This window comes from Streptomyces sp. SLBN-8D4 (genome assembly GCF_049739545.1).
In the GTDB taxonomy this organism is placed as follows: domain Bacteria; phylum Actinomycetota; class Actinomycetes; order Streptomycetales; family Streptomycetaceae; genus Streptomyces; species Streptomyces canus_C.
In genome coordinates this window covers 238,413-261,778 of sequence record NZ_JBMGQC010000001.1, presented here as the reverse complement: position 1 = coordinate 261,778, position 23,366 = coordinate 238,413, and the positions used below count along the sequence as shown (strand labels likewise).

Annotated in this window: 14 protein-coding genes and 1 pseudogene; 5 read left to right on the top strand and 10 right to left on the bottom strand. The window is 71.3% G+C overall.

The window, feature by feature from the left end; all coding sequences use genetic code 11:
- The first annotated feature begins 153 nt into the window (after window positions 1–153).
- Window positions 154–2,130: an amino acid transporter gene (locus tag RKD20_RS01170; RefSeq protein ID WP_424875952.1), complete on the top strand. Its 1,977-nt coding sequence runs from the start codon at window positions 154–156 to the stop codon at window positions 2,128–2,130.
- Window positions 2,131–2,577: 447 nt separating this feature from the next.
- Here RKD20_RS01170 and RKD20_RS01165 read toward each other — a convergent pair whose 3' ends face one another.
- From RKD20_RS01165 to RKD20_RS01145, 5 genes and pseudogenes are all read right to left on the bottom strand, one after another.
- A complete protein-coding gene (locus RKD20_RS01165; RefSeq protein WP_424875951.1) occupies window positions 2,578–2,793 on the bottom strand; it encodes a hypothetical protein in 216 nt (71 codons plus the stop codon).
- A 308-nt stretch (window positions 2,794–3,101) separates the two neighbouring features.
- Entirely contained in the window at window positions 3,102–3,644 is a 543-nt protein-coding gene (locus tag RKD20_RS01160; protein ID WP_424875950.1) for an MOSC domain-containing protein, read from the bottom strand.
- 95 nt (window positions 3,645–3,739) lie between these two features.
- A pseudogene (locus tag RKD20_RS01155) lies at window positions 3,740–4,310 on the bottom strand (transposase); the annotation flags it as partial.
- A 102-nt stretch (window positions 4,311–4,412) separates the two neighbouring features.
- Window positions 4,413–5,708, bottom strand: coding sequence for a hypothetical protein (locus RKD20_RS01150; protein WP_424875949.1), 1,296 nt, complete (start codon window positions 5,706–5,708; stop codon window positions 4,413–4,415).
- A gap of 4 nt (window positions 5,709–5,712) precedes the next feature.
- Window positions 5,713–6,273: a hypothetical protein gene (locus RKD20_RS01145; RefSeq protein WP_424883111.1), complete on the bottom strand. Its 561-nt coding sequence runs from the start codon at window positions 6,271–6,273 to the stop codon at window positions 5,713–5,715.
- Between the two features lie 1,354 nt (window positions 6,274–7,627).
- Here RKD20_RS01145 and RKD20_RS01140 point away from each other — a divergent pair.
- The gene (locus RKD20_RS01140; protein WP_424875948.1) at window positions 7,628–10,867 is read left to right on the top strand and encodes an ABC transporter permease; all 3,240 of its coding nucleotides are present in this window, start codon (window positions 7,628–7,630) and stop codon (window positions 10,865–10,867) included.
- A 35-nt stretch (window positions 10,868–10,902) separates the two neighbouring features.
- Entirely contained in the window at window positions 10,903–13,731 is a 2,829-nt protein-coding gene (locus RKD20_RS01135; RefSeq protein WP_424875947.1) for a hypothetical protein, read from the top strand.
- A 57-nt stretch (window positions 13,732–13,788) separates the two neighbouring features.
- On the opposite strand, the gene RKD20_RS01130 is transcribed toward RKD20_RS01135, so the two are convergent.
- Both RKD20_RS01130 and RKD20_RS01125 read right to left on the bottom strand, forming a co-directional pair.
- Window positions 13,789–14,757 carry an ABC transporter ATP-binding protein gene (locus tag RKD20_RS01130; RefSeq protein WP_424875946.1) on the bottom strand — a complete coding sequence of 323 codons (969 nt, stop codon included), beginning with the start codon at window positions 14,755–14,757 and terminating at the stop codon, window positions 13,789–13,791.
- Between the two features lie 722 nt (window positions 14,758–15,479).
- Window positions 15,480–16,502, bottom strand: a complete 1,023-nt coding sequence (locus RKD20_RS01125) for an LLM class flavin-dependent oxidoreductase (RefSeq protein WP_424875945.1) — start codon at window positions 16,500–16,502, stop codon at window positions 15,480–15,482.
- A gap of 487 nt (window positions 16,503–16,989) precedes the next feature.
- On the opposite strand from RKD20_RS01125, the gene RKD20_RS01120 reads away from it, so the two are divergent.
- Window positions 16,990–18,540 (top strand): MFS transporter, encoded by a 1,551-nt coding sequence (locus tag RKD20_RS01120; RefSeq protein ID WP_424883110.1) that lies wholly within the window; start codon window positions 16,990–16,992, stop codon window positions 18,538–18,540.
- A gap of 19 nt (window positions 18,541–18,559) precedes the next feature.
- Here the strand turns inward: RKD20_RS01120 and RKD20_RS01115 are convergent, their stop codons facing one another.
- The 3 genes from RKD20_RS01115 to RKD20_RS01105 all read right to left on the bottom strand — a co-directional run bounded on the left by RKD20_RS01115 (window position 18,560) and on the right by RKD20_RS01105 (window position 22,334).
- Window positions 18,560–20,770, bottom strand: coding sequence for an FUSC family protein (locus RKD20_RS01115; RefSeq protein WP_424875944.1), 2,211 nt, complete (start codon window positions 20,768–20,770; stop codon window positions 18,560–18,562).
- Window positions 20,771–21,041: 271 nt separating this feature from the next.
- Entirely contained in the window at window positions 21,042–21,230 is a 189-nt protein-coding gene (locus tag RKD20_RS01110) for a hypothetical protein (protein WP_424875943.1), read from the bottom strand.
- Complete coding sequence (locus tag RKD20_RS01105; protein WP_424875942.1) at window positions 21,231–22,334, bottom strand: sensor histidine kinase; 1,104 nt, start codon at window positions 22,332–22,334, stop codon at window positions 21,231–21,233.
- Between the two features lie 132 nt (window positions 22,335–22,466).
- Here RKD20_RS01105 and RKD20_RS01100 point away from each other — a divergent pair, with 132 nt between their 5' ends.
- Window positions 22,467–23,030, top strand: coding sequence for a class I SAM-dependent methyltransferase (locus RKD20_RS01100; RefSeq protein ID WP_424875941.1), 564 nt, complete (start codon window positions 22,467–22,469; stop codon window positions 23,028–23,030).
- The last annotated feature ends 336 nt before the right edge of the window (window positions 23,031–23,366 follow it).

The window sequence follows — 23,366 nt, the reverse complement described above, 5'->3', positions numbered from 1 at the left end:
GGAACAAAGGACGGGGATGGGCCTTGTCTTGGATCCTGCCGTCCGGGTGAGTTGAGACGGACGTCCTGGGAGGCCGCATACTCGATGATCGTCGCGGGGCTGTGGAGCCTCGCACGCTGAGTTGAGCTGGTCGGATTCAAGGGTGTGGGGGATATGACAGACGTGAACGATCTGGCCGTTGCGGATGCGGTGGAGGACCCTGCCGTACCGGAGCGCCAGGGTGGCGGTCTGGCGCGGTGGTTGCTTCGGCACCGGGTGCAGCCGGCCAGTGCGGCGGAGACAGGTGCCGGCGAGTCCCATGCCTGGTGGAAGGTGATGTGCTTGACCGGCGTCGACTACTTCTCCAGTCTGGCCTATGTGCCGGCGATTGCCGCCGTCGCAGCCGGTGCGGTCTCACCGCTGGCCACACTTGTGCTCGTGGCTCTGACCCTGCTGGGGATGCTGCCGATGTACCGGCGGGTGGCTCGCGAGAGTCCGCATGGGGCCGGTTCGGTGGCCATGCTCGAGGACCTGCTGCCGTTTTGGCGAGGCAAACTGTTCGTCCTGGTCCTGCTCGGGTTCGTGGTGACCTCATGGATCATCACGATCACCCTGTCCGCGGCCGACGCATCCGTCCATCTCGTGGAGAGCTCCTATGCCCCGCAGGCACTGCACGGACACGAGGTCGTCATCACCGTGGCGCTCCTGCTGCTCCTTGGCGGGGTGTTCCTACTGGGCTTCAGCGAAGCGGTCAGCGTAGCCATCCCTCTGGTCGCCGCCTTCCTCGTGCTGAACGCGGTGACCATCGGCGCCGGCCTGATGGAGGCGTTCACGAGCCCGGGCGCCCTTTCGGCATGGACCAACGCTCTCGGCGAAGGCGACGGAGTGGGTGACCTGGCCGGGCCCGCACTGCTGGCCTTCCCGCTGCTGGTGCTGGGCCTGTCCGGATTCGAGACCGGGGTGAGCATGATGCCGCTCATCTCCGCCGAGGGCGAGACCACCGAACAGCGGCTGAACTCCCGTATCCGCAACGCCCGCAAACTGCTCACGACCGCCGCGCTCATCATGAGCGTCTACCTGCTGGCCGCCAGCTTCGTCACCACCGTCCTCATCCCGCACAAGGAGTTCGAGGAGGGCGGCGCGGCCAAGGGCCGGGCCCTGGCCTGGCTCGCTCATGAACACGTCGGGGAAGCCTTCGGGACCGCCTACGACATCAGCACCATCCTGATCCTCTGGTTCGCGGGCGCCTCGGCGATGGCCGGACTGGTCAACATCGTCCCGCGCTATCTGCCTGGCTACGGCATGGCCCCCGAATGGGGCCGTGCGGTGCGTCCCGTCGTTCTGGTCTACACGGCCCTGTGCGTCCTCATCACCCTCGCCTTCGGTGCCGACGTCGAAGCCCAGGCCGGCGCCTACGCCACCGGTATCCTCGCCATGATGGTCTCCGGCGCCTTCGCCGTCACCGTCTCCGCCCATCGCCGCCGTCAGCGCACCGTGTCCGTGGGATTCGCTGCGCTCACCGCGGTACTGCTCTACGCGCTGGTGGCCAACATCATCGACAAGCCGGACGGCATCACCATCTCCGCGATGTTCATCCTGGGCATCATCACCGTCTCGCTGATCTCCCGCATCTCACGCACTACCGAACTGCGGGCAGACGACATTGTCTTTGACGAGACCGCCCGCCAGTTCATCGCCGGCACCCTCGCTCACGACAACGCCATCAACATCATCGCCAACCGCCGCGAAGCCGGAGACGGCGCCGAGTACGCGGACAAGGAACGCGAGCAGCGGGCCACCAACCCCGTGCCCGGTCTCGCCGACATCCTGTTCCTGGAGATCGACGTGGTCGACCCCTCCGACTTCAGTGAGACCCTCACCGTCCACGGCGTCGAAATCGACGGGCACCGAATCCTGCGAGCCGAGGCCCCCGCCGCTCCGAACGCCATCGCGGCGATCCTGCTCACCCTGCATGAGAGCACCGGCGTTCAGCCGCACTGCTACTTCGCCTGGGCCGAAGGCAGTCCTCTGACCCACATGTTCCGCTACTTCCTCCTCGGCCGCGGCGACACCGCCCCCGTCACCCGCGAGATCATCCGCCGACACCAGCCCGACCCCGCCCGCCGCCCCGGCATACACGTCGCAGGCTGACACCGCGCCCCACCCGCAACGGCTCCAGCAGAAAGCCTGCGCACGGGGCCCGGCGGCCCGGGGGCCCGGGGGCCTGACCGTGGCAGCCCGGGCCGGCCGGCGCCGGCGAGCAGTCAGTCCTCTGGCCGCGCACGTGAAGCGCGGCCGTGGTCGAGGTCGCGGGCCGGGAGATGAGCGGTTGCGGCGACCGCGAGGAGCATGCCGACAGAAAGGGGGTGAATACCCCGGGCGTCATCACGGCGGCCTGTTTGTTCCAGGCCAGGGCCGTCTTGTGGTTCCCAGGTCGCGGAAGATTTCGGCGGCGTCGGCAGACAGCCAGTCGTGAGCGCTGACAGAAGTCGAACCGGGCGGGTTCGTCGTCGCTGTCGGCCTTCGTCCGGTCGAGGAGGTTCTCTGAGGCGGTCTCACCGGTCGCCACCAGCTCCGGCTTGGTTCCGCCGTCCAGGTTCAACCGGGGCGGTTGGCCATAGGGTGCCGGACTTGGGTGTGGGTGCCGTCGATGCGCAGGTTGATGTTCTCGGCGGCGGCGTAGGCGAACACGTCCTCCAGGGTGTGCGGTGGTAGGCCGAGCTGGTCGGGGATGGCGAATTCGCGCTTCGACATGAGCGGGCGGATCTCGCTGATGGCGCGGCCGATGGGGGAGGAGCCCACCGTGTAGATCACGCCGAGGGCCCGGCAGGGGACCGGCGCACCGGTGAACCGGGGTGGCCAGCAGCCGGTCAGTGAAGACGAGTTCGTACTTCGGCCCGGCCCCGGCCTGCCGCCGACGGGCGCCCCGGCGCCGCCGTTCGTGACGCGCGGACTCGCAGCGCGCCTGCCAGCGTGGCGCGAGTTGTTCGATCAACTCGCCGAGATGCTAACGCGTGACGCGGCAGAAGGCGTGATGGGCCATGGCCGCACGGGCGTGCTTGATCCTCACACCTCAAGAACCCGCGCGGCCGTCGTCAGTCACGGCCTGCCCAGGAAGATGGTCAGACCCGGTCCAGGGGGCGGTGCGGACCGCTGGGAAGCTCCATTTCGATCGCGTCGCCAGGGCGCACCACGCCGCCCTCCTTCACGACGCTCATGATTCCGGCTTTGCGCACGATGTTCCCCGCCTCGTCGCGGCCGAGGACCTGCTTCAGCAGCCCGTCCTGGAAGACGTCGATCTGCAGGCAGGGATTGCGGAGGCCGGTGACTTCCAGGACCGCGGAGTCGCCGATGCGCAGCAATGTGCCGACCGGCAGGCCGAGCAGATCTATGCCGCGCGTGGTGATGGTCTCGCCGAGTTCGCCGGGCACCACCTTGAACCCTTCTTCGCCGACCTCGGCGAAGAGCTCTTCATGAATGAGATGGACCTGACGCAGATTCGGCTGGGTGGGATCCTGCGCGACGCGTGAGCGGTGCTTTACCGTCACACCAGCGTGAACGTCCCCCTCCACACCAAGCCCAGTGAGCAATCTGACGCTGTCCCGGTTCGGCTTGGTGAACGAGTACTCCCCGTTGCTGCTGACCGCCGTCACTCTTCCGCTCATACCCCGGAACCCCCTCGTCGGTAACCGTGATCAGCCACGAGCCTAGCCTTTCCCCTCAAGGCACAGCATCCACGATCTATCGCGGGTGGGGTCGTAAGCTCTTTCGTGCCGTCCGTGCGGACAGCCATGCGCACCAGCACGCACGACTTCGCCTCCCTCAGGCGGATGCACAGGTGGATGCCGTCGGCCCAGACGTAGACGTAGTCGCTGGCGGACAGATCGCGCTCGCCGAACGCCTGGCGGTTGGCCTGCCACTGCTGGGTGAGGCGGGTGACCGTCACGGGCGATAGCCCGGCCGTCGACCCAGGAACTGCTCGAGTGCGGGCACGAAGTCGCCAGACGACAGGCCGTGGAGACAGAGCAGTGGCGGCACCTCGCTGATCGGGGACTTGTGGCACCAAGGCGGCAGGATCGCGGAGGAGAACCGCTTGCGCTCGCCCGAGGCCTCGTCGACGCGCTGGTCGTTCACCCGTGGTGCCTTCACCCCGACCGCCCCCGCCGCGGTCGTGACTTTCCTGGGCTGGTGATAGCCGTTGCGGACGACCAGGCGGCGCCTGTGCACGTCGCGCTGGTCGGCCAACTCAGCTATATACGCAGTTGACTTCGGCTTCCAGGGCGGCGCCGAGCGTCCGCCCTCGCGCCCTCGCGGACGATGTCGTCGATCAGGGAGCCGGTCTCGGTCGTTCCATCGGCATTACGTCTCCGCGTCCCATGGAGTCAGCCTGCCCCCAACACCCCACCCACGCAGGGAGATCCGAGAAACAGCGCCTAGAGAACCAGGACGGTCATCCAGAGCGCCCACATTCCCAGGGTGAGCATCAGAACCGCGCTTTCGCTGAGCCACCGCCTGATCCAGATGAGAGTGCGGACCAGCAGCAGAGCACCGATGACGAGCAGGGCCGCGACTACGAACCACAGCCATGAGCGAAACGCCAGCACGTCCGAAGCGGGGCACCACAGGCCGTTCTCGGCCTTCCGCTGGATCCTTCCTGGTTGAAGCTCAAGCAGAGCCGCCACGGCCTGGTCGGCAGCGAACGCGATTGCCGCCTCCTGTCGGTCCCCTCGTTCCGAAACGAGGAACATCCAGGTGGTCAGGCGGGTCTCGAAGGCTCGCAGCACGCCGCCGCAGCTCGTGTTCACCGCAGCCATCGCCGCCATCCTTGCTGTCGGTAGGAGCGGTATGCCCCGTGGAGCCCGTGGACCGTAAAGGCTCCGCCGTACCATCTGTCGATGTTGTCCGCGCGCCGCGTGCAGCGGTGATGGTGGCTTGTTGTACCTGCCCCGGCCACGAGCTCCCCTCGCGAACCGAGCCATTCTGCGGCTTTTCGAGAGTCTTCCGAAGTAGCGGAATCCCTTGCCGGCACCGAACGTGGCGCCTTGGGCTACGTCCATCCACTCGCTGCGGTCACCGTGGTAGACCTTGTAGGCCCCGCGAGCGACAGAGCTGCCCGCAGAGATGGCAGAACACGCGGCGCAGCCGAGCATGCCGGCTTTCGCAGGTCCGGTGCGTACCCGGTCGATCCGTTTGCCCCAACCGAACCGTCCGCCGAGGTCGTAGCATTTGAGCGGGTCGCTGTTGCAGTACTCGTCGGGGTTGGCGTTGCCGCCGTGAACGGGGTCGACGGACAGGAACCGTCCGGTGGTGGGGTCGTGGAGGCGCATACCCATGAGGGTGCCGCGGGTGACGGTTTCGCCGGAGCGTTGCTTGCCGCCGAGCCAGCTGTAGTACCGAGTAGGCTGCGCCTCAGCACGCTGGAGGGTGGGCAAACCCCGACCGGCGAAGCGCGCCCCGACCAGTGCCGGCACGGACAGCAGGAACAGACTCCCACAGACCGGATCGCCCACAACGACGAACTGTCCCGGCACAGACAGCCAGCTGACCGCCCATCCGGCACGCCGGATCCGGTCCAGCCACCGGCGCCGGGCGCGTTTCTCCTGCTCGTCGATGACGAGGCTGATGGTCGCCACGTGGATCCGTTCGCCTGCGTCCCGTCGGCGGGCCTGGACCAGGTCGTCCGCGTCCCGGATACGGCGGGGCGTGTCGTCGTCGAAGCTGCGTGTCACGGGCTCAGCGGTCGAACGCCTCGGTCAGGCTCACCCGGTAGCCGTCCTCTTCCATCAGTACGACGGTGACGCCGAACGGGTCGGGGTGGTCCAGCTCGATCGGGATGAAGGAGTAGTTCACCGCGGCCTGGATCGGTGGCACCAGTTCGCCGCCGGGCTGCGGCGCGGGGGCCGGCCCCCAGTCCGGGGCGACCGATGCCCAGCCGTCGGTGCCGCGGGACAGGAGCTGCTCGGTGTAGGGGAACTGGTGCAGGACGTGCCCGTCCCGGGTGGCGAGCACCATGTTCAGGCAGGGCGCCGGGCCGACGATGGGCAGCTCGCACGCGGTGGCGACGTCGTGGGTCTCCCACACGAGGACGACCTCGTCCGCGCGGGCGGCCGCGGCGATGTTCGACAGTTCCGCGATCCCGGTGAGCGCGTCCTGGCCGACCTTGACAGGGCGGGCCCAGATCATTCCGACCAGTTCGCCGCGCACCAGCGGCATGATGAGCGGGCGCGGGACTGCGCCCTCGCCCAGCCCGGCGGTGTACGCCTTCCTCGCCACGCCCACCAGCGCGTCCCACATCCGTGCTTCCACGCGAGCCCCCTCCGTCTGCCGTACCCGATCACCGCACCCTGCCACGGAGGTTGAGGTCGTGTCAGCAGGATGATCAGCCGGTACCCGGATGCGTGCGCAGGAGGTTCGCCGCGGCGCGGGGCCGTCATGGTGGCCCGCGCCGAACCATTGCGGTTTCGCTCCGAGGGTGCGAACGGTGGATTCGGCGACCTTGGACTCCTGGATGCCGATCGTGCGTCCCTTGCAGCCCCCGGACCCAGCAGTGGTGTCCCGGCGCCGAAGGGGTGGCGCAGGCTGCCCGGGAGCGGAGCGGGTCCACGCCGGTGAGACCGCCGCCGTCGACCTCGCGGATCATGCGCTCGGCGACCGGTGCGCCCAGGACCTTCTCCTCGGCGTCGAAGCTGTTGATCAGCAGGGGCGCGGTCAGAGCGCCCAGGGCAGGGGCCTGACGGATGTCGAAGACCCGACTGCCCAGGGCGGCCAGGTCGACCCGTCCGGACTGCACGTCGGTTGGAATGTCCAGCCGGTGCGCATCGGCGTCGAGGGGACCGCCGGCTTGCGGGCCCTGGCCCGGATGCAGGCCCGATCCGACCGCGAACGCCAGCAGTTGGCGCGGAGGTACGGGCAGCCGGCTGTCGTCCCCTTCGCAGCGTCGCGGGACGAGGTGCAGTGGAGTTGTTTCGGGGGCCCCGGTGTACTCCCCGGGTGTGTTCCCCCTTGACTCTCCCTCAGTTAAGGCCGCACAGAGCGAGAATGAGCTGGACGAGTACACCCGACACGACGCTCGGAACGACCTTCGCAGCCACGCGACGGACGCGGGGCCACAGATTGTGCTTGTTGTTCTCCAAGAGAGTCCCCTCTCAATTCTCGGTCCGTGAAGGCACCGGAAGCTTGAGGAAGAGCCCACGGGAACGATAGCGGTCCGAGCGGGGTCGCAGGGTGGAGATCACGTATCCGGCGATGACGACCAGGACCACGGTCTCGGTGACGAGGCACGGTGCTTCACGAAGTCCGTAGCGCGTCCCCCGCCGGGGTGCGCACTTCCGGCAGCCGGACTGGCGACCAGTCGACCACGGCCACCCGCACCCGCACCCGCACCCGCACCCGCACCCGCACTCGAACCCGGGCGCGGCCGTCCTGGTTGCTTCCGCAGTGATCGTCGCAACAGACCAGCAATTCTTGTGTCGTTGGGCGCATGCCTGGTAGGACTGTGGCGCGCCGTCACCGTCACATGTTCGATTCTGCGGGGGTTCATGTGGTCGCCACGGCCTTGACGTCTTCGCCGCGGCGACGCCGGGGGAGTCCGCGCCCGGCGCGGCAGCGGCTCCCCGTCGTCGCCCGGCGGGCCACGCAGCACGGGCTGGTGCTGACCGCTGTCGCGGTGACCGTGCTGCTGTGTGCGACGGCGCTGGCCGCGCTCGCGGCGCTGGCGGGGAGTTCGGTGCAGGCCGGGGCCGTACAACGGCTGGCTGCCGACCTCGACGCGCAGGTAAGTGTCAGCGCCTCCTTCCGGGCCGGCGGAATGGCCGCCGCCGACCGAGATGTGCGGGCCGCCGCCGAGCGGGTGTTCGCCGGGGTGCCGCAGCGGACGTATGTGGGGCTGCTGGGGACGTCGCCGGTCTCCGTGACAGGGGTCGACGGGGCGGGCCCGCCGCGCGGTCCCGGGGGGAGCGGGCTGCACCCGGTCGCGGTGCAGGATGGGGGCAGATTCGGGCGGTTGGTTGCCGGGCGGTGGCCCGCCGGCACGGCCGACGCCCCGGCCCGCGCCTTCACTGCGCTCCCCGATGTCCGGCGCGCCACCGGGTCCACCGCCCCGGTCGACGCGGCGGTGCCCGACGCGTTGGCCAGGCGTCTGGTCGTCAAACCCGGTTCCCGCCTTCAGGTGGAGGACGCTTTCGGGCGCGCCATGGCCCTGCGGATCACCGGCGTCTTCCGGGCGACCGGCGCCGTCGGGTTCTGGCCCGCGATGGCCGGTGACCTGGCCCCGCAGCAATCCGCCGACCAGCACCTGTTGGTGGTGTCGGCGTCGGCTCTCAACGGCAGCGCGCCCCTGAACGGGCAGCTGACGGCCCGCTGGAGTGTGCAGCCCGACTTCTCCCGTATCGACGCGGGCAGCCTGCCCGGGCTGCACGACCGGCTGCGCGCCTTCTCCGGGAGCCAGAGCCGTATCTCGGTGATGCGAGGCTGGCCGCCGTCGCTGGACGACCTGACGGTGAGTTCCGGTCTGCCGGGCGCGATCGAGGACCTGACGGTACCGACGGTGGCGGCCCGGTCCTCGTTGTATCTGCCGAGCGTGATGCTGGCGGCCCTCGCCCTGGCCACCTTGGTGCTGGCTGCTCGTCAGCTGACGGTGCGTCGCCACGGTGAGCTGACCCTCCAACGGGCCAGAGGCGCCGGCACCCTGCGGTTGCTGCGCGGCGCGACGGTTGAGTGGGCGCTCACCGGCGTCCCGGCCGCCGTAGCCGCGCCGTTCCTGGCCGAGCTGCTGCACCCCGGCAGCCGGGGCGCCGGCGCGTGGGCGGCGGTGGGACTGACCCTGCTGGTGCACGCTGCGGCGGTGCTGCTGCCCGTGCTGACGTTGCCGCGATCACGGCCGGCCCGGGGCGCACGGGCCGCTGCCGCACAGCAACTGGGCGCCGACCTGGCACTGCTGGCCATCGCGGCCCTGGGGTATCTGGAGCTGCGGCGGCACCACTCGCTGCTCGCCGGCCTGGGCACCGGCAGCGGGTCCGCGGACCCGGTCCTGGTCCTGGTCCCGGCCCTGGTGGCCGGCGCCTCCGCGCTCCTTCTGCTACGACTGCTGCCGCTGGCCTCCCTCCTGCTGGACGCGTTCGCCCGTCGCAGCCGGGGCCTCGTTCCAGCGCTGGCCGGCTGGCAGTTGAGCAGACGGGCCGCGCGCAACGCGGGACCGGTGGTGCTGATGTGCCTGGCCGTGTCGGTGAGCGCCTTCGCCACCACCGAGCTGGCCTGCCTGAACGCCCTGGCGTCCGAGGAGGCGGCGTTCACTGTCGGCGCGGACGTGCGGATCGCCCCGTCCGCAGCAGCCGACAGCTATCCCTCCTCCGCACTCGGCGCCGCCTATCGCGCTCTGCCGGCGGTGAGGGTCGTGACCCCGGTGACGCAGTCGACGGTGACGCTGCCCGGCGGCGCCAACGCAAACCTGGTCGGCACGATCGGCGGGCCCGCTCCCCGCACCGCGTCACCGGTCGTCTTCGGGATACGGCTGCCCGGACGTCCGACCGCGCTGCTGCTGGACGAGCGGCTGGCCGGCGGTGGCAGTGGGGCGGCGCCGAGCCTGGAACTGACCGTGCAGGACGCGTCCGGCCTCGTCAGCACGGTGACGGCCCGCCTGCCCGCCGCCGACGGGGCCAGGCACACCGTCGTGGTCCCGCTCGATGTGGCGCTGAGCGGTGGTCACCCGCGGGAGTATCCGCTGACGGTGACCGCCGTCAGCGTGCTGCCGCAGCCGAAGGTGCGTCCCGCACGGCTGAACCTGGAACTGCTGCGGGTGGGCGCGCGCGGTAGCGCGGACACCTGGGCCACCCGGCTGCCTGCCGAGCAGATCTGGGCGAACGGCACGGAGCACGCCGCCGACTCCACCGCGGGGGCGTGCGAAGGAAAGCCGACCGGCGGCTATGAGCCCGGCACCCCCGGGGTGTGCTCGGTCGTTGCCGGCGGCTCCGAGGTGCTCCGGACCACCATCAGTACCGGTATCCGGGCCTCTCAGGCCACCGATGACGCCTTTGGCGGCCTGTCGGACGGCGACTACGACACCCGGCCCGCCGGCCGGGTGCGACTCGTGGCGGCCTCGGCCGGTCGGCCCGCGCCGCTGCCGGTGCGTGCCGCCGCCTCGACGCTGGACGAGGCGCGTCTGCGCGTGGGCAGCATCACCACACTGGATCTGGGTGGTGCCCAGGTCACCGCCAAGGTCGTGGGCCGAGTCGGCTCGGTGCCCGGACTGGGCCGCGGACAGGGGCATCTGATCGCGGACCAACGCCAACTGGCCGCCGCGATGACGCGGGCCGGCGCCGACCAGCAGGACCCCGCGTTCTGGTGGCTCAGCAGCATCGACAGCGCGCGTACGGCCGTCGCCGCCGAGGCGCAGCCCGCACTGGGCCGTGTCACCACCACGGCACGCACCGCCGCGTCCCTGCGGGCCGATCCGTTCCGCAGCGGGCTGCGCCGGGTGCTGGAACTGGTCCGGTATCTGGCTCCTGGTTTCGCGGTCATCGCCTTCACCGTGCACGCGGTGGTCTCCACCCGGCAGCGCCGCAAGGAGTTCGCCCTGCTGCGGGCGATCGGCGTCCGCGCCGGAAGCCTGTCCACGCTGCTGGGCGCCGAGCAACTGAGTCTGGCGCTGTTCGCGGTGATCCCGGGGGCCCTGATGGGCATGGCCATGGCATCGGCGGTGCTGCCTCTGGTGACCGTGGACGACGGCGGTCAAGCCCCCTGTCCGCCGCTGCCGCAGGTCATCCCCTGGGTCGGGGTGGCGCTCACCACGGTGGCGACCGCCGTGGTCATCAGCGCTGTGGTGCTGGCCCTGGCCCGGCTGCTGGCCAGGGTGGACCTGGCCCGTGTGCTGCGGGCGGGGGAGGACCGGTGACCCGGGCGGCCCGACACGAGCGGCAAGGAGGGACCGTGACGCGACTCCTGGTCCCGGGCGGAGGCCTGACACGGCGGCTGGTACGCAAGGAGGCCCGCGGGGACCTCTCGGTACTGATCTGCCTGGCGGTGGTCGTCCTGGCGCTGACGGCGCTGTGCGTGTGGGTTCCCGCCTTCGCGGGCGGCCAGGAGGACCAGGCACTGCGGCAGCGTGTCGAGTCCACCCGGTCCCAAGCGCCCCTGATCAGCGTGAACACCACGCCTGAGGTTTTCGTCACCGTGCCGCCCTCTGTGGACATGGCGGCCCTGCTCGATGGCGGCCGCAGCCTCGCCGAACAGCTCAGCGGCCCCGCCGCTCGGTATGTGACCATCGCCGGCGGCAGCTACGAGTACGGTGGCGCGTCCCTGATCTCACCGAAGCCGCCGGGCCCGGCGAACACCAGCACGGAACTGACGGCCGGTTATCTGCCGTCCGCGCGGGCCCACCTGCGCTACGTCAGCGGTCACGCCCCGGCCGACCACACCCCGCCGGGCACGGCGCCCCAGATCGGGCTGTCGCAGGCCACCGCGCAGGCGCTCGGCGTCCGGGCCGGCAGTCGTCTGACCCTTGAGTTCGCCAAGACGCTCGGGATGCAAAGCGCCCCGCCCCGGGCGGAGTTGCAGGTGAGTGGGGTCTACCGGGCAAGGGCCGCGACCGACGACTTCTGGAGGGGCCGGGAGACCCTGGACCAGCCGTCGCGCTACCCGGCCGAGCACTCCGCCGGCACGGTGCTCGCCGTCCGCGGCCTCGTCGGCCTCGACGCCGCCGACCTGCTCGCCGGCGCCGGGGTGAGCGGCCCAAGAGTGACATGGCAGGTGCGCGCCGACCTGTCCGGGGCGGCACTCGACCGGGCCCGCGCCCTGACCGGTCCGCTGTCCCACTACAGTGCGGACCTCAGCGATGCCCGGTGCCAGGGGGCCGATCCGGTCACGGGCGACCTCAGCTGCCACGTCGGCGGCCAGGCCACCGGATCCCTGCTGGTGATCGACTCCCTCAGTCCGCTGCTCGCCGACTTCACCGCCCAGGACCAACAGGCCAGGCAGCTGGCGACGTTCGCCGTCGACGCGCTGGCCGCGGTCGCACTGGCCACCGTCACCGTGGCAGTGCGGTTGCTGCTGCGCCGAAGGCAGGCGCACCTGCTGTTGCAGCGCGCGCGGGGCGCGTCCACCGCGCGGCTGGTGCTGCTGCGCTGCGCCGTGGCCTGGCCTGTGGTAATGGTGGCCGCCTTGCTCGGCTGGGCGGCCGGAGGGGCCCTCGCGCCCACCGGAACCTCCGGATCGCCGCAACCGCTGACCGCGGCCCTCGCCGCCGCGGTGGTGGCGCTGACGGTGCCGCTGATGACCTGGCTGGCCGTCCGCGAACCGCGCAGAGCCGGCCGGCTACAGCGCTCACGCCGGACCATTACCGTCGGCCGACGTGTGGTCCTGGAACTGACCGTATTGGTCACGACGGCGGCCGGTGTGGTCGCACTGCGCACCCAGGGGCCTGACGGGATTCTGGGCGCGGTGCCGGTGCTGGTGGCGCTGACCGTCGTGCTCGTCCTGCTGCGGGTCTACCCGCTCGTGCTGCGCCCGGTGCTGCGGCAGACCCGGCGCGGCCGGGGAGCGGCGGCGTTCATCGGGGCAGCCCGGGCCGCCCACGACGCTCCGGCGACCGGGCTTGCCCTGTTCGTCCTGGTTCTGACCCTGGGGACGGCCGTGTTCGGCGGCCTCGTGCAACAAACGATCGACGACGGCCTGGACACGGGCGCGGCCTGGACCAGCGGTGCCGACGCGAGCGCGACCGTGGCCGGGACCGCAGCCGCCGCACCGGGGACCGGCACCACCGCGATACGGACCGCTCTCCAGCATCTGTACACCCTCCAGCTGACAGGACAGACCGACGGCGCGGTGATCTCCCCGGCCGCCGTGATCACCGTGGACCCCCGGCAACTGGTCGCCGTCGCCCCGAAGTCACCACTGGCCGACGCCCTGCTGTCCCGACTGGTCACCCCGACCCGAACCGGAGCGAACACCCCGCTGCCGGCCGTCCTCTCGCCCGGCCTACGGGCGCGCGAGCGCACCGGCGACTTCACCGCCACGGTCGTGCCCGACGGGAAGCCTCCGAAGGACCTGATCTTCAAGCCGGTCGGCACCCTCACCGCCGCGCAACTGCGGGACCCCCTCCTCGGACCGGTCACGGCACAGATCGCTGCCGGGACGCCGGTGCTGATCACCACCACCAGAGCCGAGCGTCTGATCCCTCGGCAACCCTCGGGGAGCACCGTCCTGCTCCTCAAGAGCGACCCACCCGCCACCGCCGAGCCCACGGCACTGCGGTCGGCGGCGGCCAGGGCGCTCGGGCCGACGGCCCGGATCCGCGTCCGCTCCGAGACGCTCAGCGCTCTGCGCACGGACGGCCTGACGCGGGGACTCGGCACGATCTACACCACGAGCTCGATCCTGTCCGCTCTGTCCGGCCTGCTCGCGCTGGTCCTGGAACTGACCCTCACCTCCCACGAACGCGGCCGCACCACCTCCTACCTCCGCACGCTCGGACTCGGCGGCAAGGAAGCCGGGGCGCTGCACTTCCTGCAACTGCTGCCGCTGGCCGCCGCCTCAGCGGTGGGCGGCACACTCCTCGGGCTGCTCGAACCGCAGCTCATGGCACAGACACTGGACCTGCGGCAGTTCACCGGCGGCCCGGCCCAACCCGCCCTGCACACCGACTACTCACTGACCGTCGCCCTCGTCGCCGGCGTAACCGCCCTGCTCCTGGCCGCCGCGGCCACCGAAACCGTCCTCGCCCGCCGACGCGCACTGGGAGGCGTCCTGCGCCTCGCGTGAAGACCCAGTGTGCGGTGGCTGCCCGGTACAGCGACCGCGCCCACGCACGACTCGCCCTCAGCGCTCCGAGCCGCCGCCGCTCGCCGCGTCCTGCGCGTCGGACCTGGCCCGGCGCGCGGCCTCGTCGGGCCACACACCGACGTGGTCGCTCTCCAGCACCAGCCGCACCCGCTTGCGCAGGTGCAGACGCTCGGTGAACTCGCCCGGCAACTGCAGCCGACCGCCGGCGTCCAGCACCGCGTACTCCTCGGCGGTGAGCACCTGGACGCCGTCCTCGCCGGTGGCGACCCGGCGCAGCACCTCGGTCGAGGTACGGCCGTTGCGGATCCGAACGGTGCGTTGTACCTGCTCGGACACCAGCGCGTCGTGGGTGACCACGACCACGGTGACACCCAGGTCCTCGTTGGCCCGGCGCAGCGCCGCGAAGACCTCGTCGCTGGTGGCGGTGTCGAGTTCGCCGGTGGGTTCGTCGGCGAACAGCACCCGCGGCTCGTTGGCGTTGGCGACGGCGATGGCGACCCGCTGCTGCTCGCCACCGGAGAGCGTGTCGGGGGTGCGGTCCCGACAGTGGCCGACGGACAGGAGGTCGAGCAGTTCCTCCGCCCGGGCTCGGCGCCGGGAGCGCTTGATCCCGGTGTACGTCATCGGAAGCATCACGTTCTCGGCCGCCGAGAGGTAGGGCAGCAGGTTGCGCGAGGTCTGCTGCCAGACGAAGCCCACGGTGCCGCGCCGGTAGCCGAGCCGCTCCCGGCGCTTCATCGCCAGCAGGTCGTGTCCGGCGACCTCGGCGGCACCCGCGGTGGGCACGTCCTGGCCGGAGAGTATGCCCAGCAGGGTGGACTTGCCGGAGCCGGAGGCCCCGACGACCGCGATCATCTCGCCCTGGGCCACGCTCAGGTCGAGGCCTTGGAGCGCCTGTACCTCGACGCCCTCGGTCTGGTAGATCCGCACCAGGTTCTCGCAGACGACCATCCCCGCCTCGCGCTGCGGGGCGTGAGCCACGGCCCTCCGACGCAGCTCGTCCAAGTCCGCTTGCCCGGTTGGCTGTTCGGGAACTGGCACACGGTCTCCCGAGGAGGTGAGGTCTGCGGACAACGCTGTCAGAGCGTCGCCAGGATAATGCGGAAGTCTGTACGAGGGGCCCGCTATGCCTGGATCAACCGCAGCTGGATCACCACCCGTCGGGAGAGCCGCTCGCCCCACCGCCTCATGGCCCACACCGACCAGCCGGAACCCGCCGAACTCCGCGAACGCCGGACACGTCCGCCCGGGTGATAGGCCACCGGTCTGCCGGCGGTTGAACGCAGGGAAAGCGCCCGCATCCGCAGCGAGAAAGGCATCCGCTGGGGCGGGCGCTTCCTCAAAACCGGCGCCTGACCAAGCTGCGAACCTATGCCGCCACGGCACCAGCACTGGGCGGGAACGAAGCGCCGGACGTGGGATCCTGGTGCCGGATGGAGCCTCAACGCCGGGCGTGGCGGATCTTCAATCGTCCGAATCCCATGGCCCCGGAAATTCGGATCTTCGGCCCGCCGAGGCGAGAACGCCGTGGGGCCTACCGGCGGGGGTTTGCTCCGGCTCGTCGTCCTTCAACGGCGACAGCCGCAGCACCACCCCGTCGGCGGTCAGCTCGCCCCCCAAGCCCCGCGGACGCCGTCCTTTCCCCGTGGTGCGGGCCTGCGGTTCCACGGATCAGGCGTGTGGGCGCGCCTGGCTCACCTCTTGCCGTGCACGCCCCGGCGCCGTGCTCAGCGCCAGCCCAGGGCCGGAGCGACGTGGGTCAGGATGCTCTCGATCACGTGGGTGTTGTAGGCGACTCCGAGCTGGTTCGGCACGGTGAGGAGGAGTGTGTCGGCGGCGGCGACCGCCTCGTCCTCGGCGAGTTGCTTGACCAGCACGTCGGGTTCGGCAGCATAAGAACGGCCGAAGATCGCGCGGGTGTTGGCGTCGATGTAGCCGATCTGGTCCTTGGAGTTGCCCTCACGGCCGAAGTAGGCGCGGTCACGGTCGTCTACCAGCGCGAAAACGCTGCGGCTGACCGACACCCGCGGCTCGCGGGTGTGCCCCGCCTCCCGCCAGGCCTCACGATAGGCCTCGATCTGCTTGCGCTGCTGGACGTGCAGCGGTTCGCCGCTCTCGTCGTCCTTGAGGGTCGAACTCTGCAGGTTCATTCCGAGCGTGGCCGCCCACGCGGCAGTGGCGTTCGAGCTGGATCCCCACCAGATACGGTCCCTGAGGCCTTCGGAGTGCGGTTCGATGCGCAGCAGCCCCGGTGGGTTGGAGAACATGGGATTGGGGTTGGGCTGCGCAAATCCCTCGCCCGTGAGTACTTCGAGGAGCCGCTCGGTATGGGCGCGTGCCATGTCGGCGTCGGTGGCACCTTCGGCCGGCAGATGCCCGAAGTGGCGCCATCCGTCGATGACCTGCTCCGGGGATCCCCGGCTGATACCGAGCTGCAGTCGGCCACCGGAGATCAGATCCGCGGCTCCGGCGTCCTCGGCCATGTACAGCGGGTTCTCGTAGCGCATGTCGATCACGCCGGTGCCGATCTCGATCCGGCTGGTACGTGCGCCGATGGCGGCGAGCAGCGGGAACGGCGAGGCGTGCTGCCGCGCGAAGTGATGGACGCGGAAGTACGCGCCGTCGGCGCCCAGCTCCTCCGCGGCGACAGCGAGGTCGATCGCCTGGAGAAGCGAATCCGCTGCCGAGCGCGTCTGCGAGTGGGGCGACGGCGTCCAGTGTCCGAAAGACAGGAACCCGATCTTCTTCATACCGCTTTCAACAATCACGGTCGGCGTACATTCCCCGCCGATGCTTGCGGCCGCGGCCGTGCAGAGCAGGAGGCCTGCACGACGTGGGGGGTCCGGTCGCGGGGGTCCTGCCGATGAGCCCCGGCGGGCAGCTGACGACAAGCCGTATGCCGACCGGGTGCCGTCCGCTCCCCGGCGAAAGCCTGCCGCCACTTGCCCAGTGTCTCGGCCTGAACAGCAACGGCCCGGACAGAACCGGCATGTGACATACCGTCAGCACACGCCATGCACGCCTGGATAGTGCGGGCCCACCTGGCCAGGCGCTGTGCCCCGTTGGCGCAGGCAGGGGGCGGCCGGGCGGCGGGCCCCTTATCCGCCGTACCCCTCTGCTGCTGCGGTCTCGCCCAGGTGGAGGCAGACTGGAGGGGTGAGTGACACACGCCTCAAGGGCGCTGGCACCACGCCCGCGCCTCACTCGGTGCATCAGCAGACGCTGGCTCTCGCGGCCATGATGTTCGCGGTGGCCATGACGTTCATCGATCAGACCATCGTCTCGATCGCCGCCCCGGACATCGTTCGGGAGCTGGACCTGTCAGCGTCCGGCATGCAGTGGGTGATCAACGCGTATCTGCTGGCACTGGCCGCCTTCTTCGCCGTCGGCGGCCGCCTCGCCGACCTGTACGGTCCGCGCCGGATCGTGGTCATCGGCGTGCTGGTGTTCGTCGTGGCCTCGGTGATGTGCGGCTGTGTCCCCAAGGGGGACGCCGCGCAGGGCTGGCTCATCGGCTTCCGTGCTGTCCAAGGGGCCGGGGCGGCGCTGCTGTTCCCCGCCGCGCTCGCGGTGGTCGTGGCGGTGTTCCCGGCCGAGCGGCGCGGCCGTGCCCTCGCGCTGTTCTTCGGGCTGTCCGGCGCGCTGACTGCCGTCGGACCGCTGCTGGGAGGCTGGCTGACGGCGGCATGGACGTGGCGCGCGGTGTTCTGGGTCAACGTCCCCGTGGCCGTGGTGGCGCTGGTACTCACCGCGATGGCGCACATCGGCGACCGCAGACGGGCGGGGACGCTGGACGTCGTGGGAGCCGCTCTCATGGCGGCCGGCATGGGACTGAGTGTTCTCGGGTTCCAGCAGGCCTACTCCTGGGGCTGGGACAGCCCGGCCACCTGGCTTTGCGTCGTGGGCGGCCTGGCGATCCTCGCCGTTTTCGTCCGCTACGAGCGGGGCGTCCAGCATCCTCTGGTCGACCTGCGCGTCTTCCGGGACAAGGGCTTCACCATCGACTCGGTGGTGCTGTTCTTCGCCATGCTCGCGTTCGTTCCGCTGTTCTTCTTCGCGTCCGTGTACGCACAGGTCTCGCTCAGCGCCTCGCCCAACCAGGCAGCGCTGTTCCTGCTGTACGTCTTCGCGGGCTTCGCCATCGCCTCGCAGTGGGGCGGGCGGATCCTCGATCAGCGGGGCGCGCGTCCGGCCCTGAAGGCGGGTGGCGTCCTGGGCTGCGTTGGATTCGCCCTGTGGGCGGGCAAGCTGACCGACCTGTCCATGCACGACCAGTGGCCGTACGCGGCCCTGGCCGGAGCGGGCATCGGCTTCATTCTGGCTCCCGCCTCCACGGACGCCGTCAACCGTGCGATCGGGCCGTCCTACGGCGAGGTCACCGGCGTCACACAAACGGTGCGGAACTACGCCGCGAGCGTAGGCATGGCCGTCTTCGGCACCGTGCTCACCCATGCCACGCGTGCGAATGTGACGGACACCCTGCAGGCGCGGGGCCTGTCGGCCGAACAGGCCCGGGACACCGCTCACCGCGTCAGCAGCTCCATCACGGGCAGCGGCGACGCCAACCCGCCTTCCGGCACCGGCCTGACGGCCGACCAGATGCGCGACATCGTCAGCGCGGTGCGCTCGGACTTCGCCGAGGCGAACCAGTCGGTCTTCTACGGCATGGCCATCGCCCTGGGGATCGCGTTCCTGTGCGCGCTGTGGCACCCGGGCGGCACCGAGGCCGCGGCCGGGGCCTCATCCGTCGAGGCGCCGCATCGGCAGGCTCCCACGAAGACCGACTGATCGTCACCAGCCGCCCGTGTCAGGCGGGTTCGCAAGAGCCGCCGCTGCCTCCGGAGCGGGCGACGGCGTGCGAGTCGGCGGCCCCCGGTGAAGCCCCGCGGGAGATCCGTGTCAGATCGGCAGCCAGGGACTCCAGCCACTCGACGACGGCGTAGTACCGGCGGGGCGCGCCCACTGGCTCGGCGTCGAACTCGGGGTGCACCGGATCGATCCGCGGTACGGGCGTGGGCGGGGTGTCCCCGCCGGGATCCAGGGCCGCGGAGACCAGCAGCATCCGCCCGGCCATGCGTTCGCCGAGCGCCTCCACCCTCCGCGCTGTCGCGGCGGGCAGCACGGTGACGGGCGGAGCCAGGAGCCGTTCGGAGCCCCACAGGGTGTGGTGGCCGGCGATGAGCGTCGCCTGCCAGTCCACCGACGCCGGGTGACCGCGCCGGGCGCCGGTCAAGGTTGTGGGCTCGCTCTGGAACTGCGCGTAGGCCGACTCGGCGAGGACGAGCGCGTGGTGCAGAGACCGTTGCCCCGGCGCGGCCGTCGGCACGATCGTGGCGGCACCGCCCGCCACCGACGAGGTCGTGGCCACCACGACCTCCGCGGCCGTGCGCAGGAGTTCGGCGGCCGCGCGGCGCATCTCCTCATGAGCGCCCCGCGGCCACGCGAGCAGCCCGAACACGGCGCCGATCGTGCTGCCGATCAGCACGTCGAGCATGCGCACCTCCGCGAGCTGCCAGGTGGACGGAGCCAGCTGCGCGAACACCAGGGCCACCAGCACGGTGAACAGCCCTTGGGCCCACCCGACACCCCGCACCGGCCCGACGGTGAAGGCGAGCAGCATCCACAGGGGCAGCAGCACGGCGTAGATGTTGGTGTGGGTGCCCACAAGGGTCAGTGTTGCGGCGGTCAGCAGCGCCCCGGCCAGCGTGCCCGTGAGCGCGAGCCGGATGGTGTGACGGGTCGCCTCAAGGGTGGTCCTGGTGAGACTGAGCGTGGCGAGCATGGCCCAGAAGCCGTGCGGCAGGGTGTCGATTCCCGCGACGAGTCGCGCCGCCGTGAGGGCCAGCGCGATCCGCACCGCGTTCTGGAAGAACACCGACCGGCGCCCGGCATGGCCGCGCAGCCTGTGCCACCACAGCACCGGGGCCGGCACGGTGGCGTACCAGAAGCGTTCCGTCGCCACCTCCAACTCGGCATGCCGTCCGCGTACGGCACGGTCGGCCGCCGCCCCCATGGCCAGCGCGGCGTCCGCGATCTCCAGCACGGCCGCATGCCTGCGCAGCACAGCAGGCGTGAATCCGGACCGGGGCGCGGCCTCCGAGTCGGACGTCCCCGCGGACAGGGCCGACAGCGTGGCACGTGCCGAGGACAGCTCGTCGTACGGCCCCGCCGGCGAGGTCCCTGCGCGCAGACACTCCGCCGTCGCCGTCGCGAGGTCCGCCGCCGCCCGCAGCACGGCTGCCACCTCGCGCTCCTGCGCCCGGGACGGAGCCCTCAGCCACGCCAGGCGATTCAGGAGCGTACGGACGGCGAGGCCGGTGTGGGCGAGGGCCCGAACCCGCACACCGGGACCGGCCGGTCGCTCCGCCTCGGGCACCATCAGCGACCGCAGCCCCCGGCCGGCCTCTTCCGCCGCGCCGCGGTCCCGGGTCTTGAGGACGTACGGCGGCACGGCCAGGGCTCGGGCGCAGTGGGCCGCCGTCCGTGCGGCGCGAGCCGTCCGCTCCCGGTACGGCGTCGGGGAGGGCTCGGGGAAGATCAGCGCCTCGGTGGCGATCAGCAGCACCAGCCCGGTCGTCGTCCCGAGCAGCCGCTCGTCGAGCGAGCCGGGATCGTACGGCGGGAACGACGGCAGGATGTACAGCAGCTGGAGCCCCGGCGCCAGGCCCGCCGGGCGCGGTCCGCCCACGGCGGAGAAGGCCAGCGCGAAGCCGACCGCCAGCATCCCGGCGACGGCGCTCCAGGTGCGCACCGAGAGACAGGTGCCGACGACCACCAGGACCCAGCACACCGGCAGCACCCGCAGCATGCTCGCCGCGCGCTGCCGCCCGGTCCCCGGGATCCGCGAGAGTCCGCCCAGGGCCACCGCGCCGAACAGCGCGTACGTGGCCGCAACGGGACTGTTCAGCCCGTACCGGAAGAGGTAGAAGCCGATCGCAGCGGCCAGGGCCACGCGCACGGCCCGTTGGCCGGAAGCGGCGTAAGCCGCCGGGAACAACCCGGCTGGGGCACCCCTCACCCCTCCAGGATCACCCCGACGCCTCGGGCCCGCGTCCTGGGCCGCCCGCATGGCGGGGATGCCTTCGCCTACCCGGCCCCGTCGCGGCTGGCACAGGACCAGTGCGATTGGCTCCTTACCGTCGTCGCGGACCCTGGCGGAGGCCGGGCAGGACCCAGGCCGTCGGGAGTTCTTGAAGGCTGCTCCTCCAGCTCGTGGTCTGGTTGATCAGGCGTCAGGCCGCACCGAAGCCTGACCGGGCGGCTGTGCCGGCCACTGACGGGCGTGCTGGTCAGGACTGGACGGCTGGCTTCAGGACGTTCCGGCACCATTGGCGGAAGTCGGTGGCGGAGGCCGGGTCGTGGGTTTCGGCGTCGTAGATGCCGTTGTTCTGCGCGTTGACCATGTCGGCCATGTCCTGGGCCAGCGAAGGGCTCGCGCCGTGCTGCACCATTCGGGCCTGGAAGTCCGCGAGCGGCACCTACTCTGGGGCGGCTCCCGCCCCGGCTGAGTTCTCCACCCGGACGCGGACCAGCCGCCCGGGCCCCTCGGTGCCCGTGTCGACCCGTACGTGGATCCTGGTGTCCGGCGGTGCGTGCTTGACGACGTTGGTGAGCGCCTCCTGGACGATGCGGTACGTCTGCACGGCGAGATCCGCCGGAAGGCCGCCACGCTCTCCGTCAAGGTCCAGTCGGGCGCGCGTGCCGCTCGTGTCGAGGCGGGCGACCAGCCGCCGAAGATCGGCCGAGAGGGACTCGCCGACCCCACCGCGATCTGGCCCGCGTCCGGGGTTGCCGGATGGGGCGTCCGCGGGGGTGCGCAGCACCTCCAGAAGCCGGCGCAGTTCGTCCAGGGCGTCGCGGCCGGTCGCGCTGATGACGCCGAGGGTGCGGTCGACGACCGTGGGATCGGCGTGCCGCATCAGCCTGCCGCCCTCGGCGTTCAGCACCATCACGCTCACGCTGTGGGCGAGGACGTCGTGGATCTCGCGGGCGATGCGGGTCCGCTCCTCGGCGACGGCGACCCGGGCCAGGGCGAGGCGTTCCGACTCGGCGAGGGCGGCCCGTCGTTCGAACTCGGCGATATAGGCGCGCCGGGCACGGACGTACTCGCCGAACACCCAGGCCCCGGCCAGCAGGAGCCCCACGGCGAGCGGGGTGAGCCAGGCACCGCGGGCACCCGGGCCCCCGTAGTCCCGCTGCCAGGCGGGAATCCACAGCACCACGCAGCCGGCGGCACAGATCACCGTCGCCGCGGCGGCCCGGCGCCGGCCCCGCACCGTGAGGGTGGCCAGGACCGCCGCCAGGGCCACAACTCCGCGTCCCGGCTCCTGTCCCCACACCTGCCCGAGGTACTGCGCCCAGAACCCGGCCGTCACCAGGGCCGCGACGAGCACCGGCCGGCGACGGCGCCACAGCAGGGGCAGCACCAGGGCGGCGTACACGACCGTCTGTACCCAGACGGGCCGCCAGCCCGGCTGGGGGCGGATCACCGGGGGCACGGCAACCAGCACGATCAGCAGCAGGTCCGTCAGCCACGGATGTGCGCGCCGCAGTCGGGGCAGGGTCTCGATCAGCCGTTGCACCGCCTCACGCTACGGCCGGGCCCCGCTTCCCGGCATCGTCCTGGCGGCCGTCACGGGGTCCTCCCGCAGTCGTACGTACACCGGCCGGAGATACGACGTGGGGCCACACGGGGCGTTTCCACCATGGCCGCCATGTCGATCACCACCGAGTTCCTCAGACGGCCCCTCATGACCGGTGCCGTGGTGTCCAGTTCACGGCGGCTGGCGTACGCGATGACCGAGGGCATCGGCCTGGAGCAGGCCCGGCTCGTCGCCGAACTCGGTCCGGGGACGGGGGTGTTCACCGACGCGATCCTGGCCCGGCTCGCCCCCGACGCACGGCTCGTCGCCATCGAGCTCAACCCGCTGCTCGCCGCCCGGCTGGCGGCCACCCGACGCGACACCCGGCTGACCGTCGTCCAGGGCACGGCCGCCGAACTGGCCGCCGAGGTGGGCGAACCGGTCGACGCCGTGGTCTCCGGGCTGCCGTGGACGGTCATGCCGCAGGACCGGCGCGGGCACATCCTGGACGCCGTGACCGAAGTCCTCGCGCCCTGCGGACGGTTCACCACCTTCGCCTATCTGCACGCGGCCTGGACCCCGCCCGCCCGACACTTCACCGCCGAACTGGCCTGCCGTTTCGACCGGTTGGAACGCTCGGAGACGGTGTGGGCGAACCTCCCGCCCGCCTTCGTTCACCGGGCCACGAAGAAGTAGGGCCAGTGGGGGAGATGCAGACGATGAGGGTTCGTCGTTCAGCCGGGTCGGCGTGGTCTCAAGGGACTCGAAGCGGGACTCATCGTCTCCATCCTGGGAGCCCCTGGTCCGGGCCGGGGCAAAGAACTGCAGAACCGCGGCGATGAGCAGGAGAGGGACGGCCGTGTGGGCCGCGGTCCCCTCACCGCTGTTGGAGAACGGAGCCGGCACGAGGCGGGGCACCGTCACGGACAGGACGGCCAGGACTCCCATGACGGGGCGGCGCAGGTGGACTCGTGGCTTGAGCCGCAACGCCGCGGCCACGTCACGCAGGGTGAGCTCGCGGCTGACGCCTGC

What these genes read in the sequence shown, in the direction of transcription:
- RKD20_RS01120 (WP_424883110.1), top strand. Translation starts at nt 16,990, where the DNA reads ATGATGTTCGCGGTGGCCATGACGTTCATCGATCAGACCATCGTCTCG.
- RKD20_RS01100 (WP_424875941.1), top strand. Translation starts at nt 22,467, where the DNA reads ATGTCGATCACCACCGAGTTCCTCAGACGGCCCCTCATGACCGGTGCC.
- RKD20_RS01170 (WP_424875952.1), top strand. Translation starts at nt 154, where the DNA reads ATGACAGACGTGAACGATCTGGCCGTTGCGGATGCGGTGGAGGACCCT.
- RKD20_RS01125 (WP_424875945.1), bottom strand. Translation starts at nt 16,502, where the DNA reads ATGAAGAAGATCGGGTTCCTGTCTTTCGGACACTGGACGCCGTCGCCC.
- RKD20_RS01145 (WP_424883111.1), bottom strand. Translation starts at nt 6,273, where the DNA reads ATGTGGGACGCGCTGGTGGGCGTGGCGAGGAAGGCGTACACCGCCGGG.
- RKD20_RS01160 (WP_424875950.1), bottom strand. Translation starts at nt 3,644, where the DNA reads ATGAGCGGAAGAGTGACGGCGGTCAGCAGCAACGGGGAGTACTCGTTC.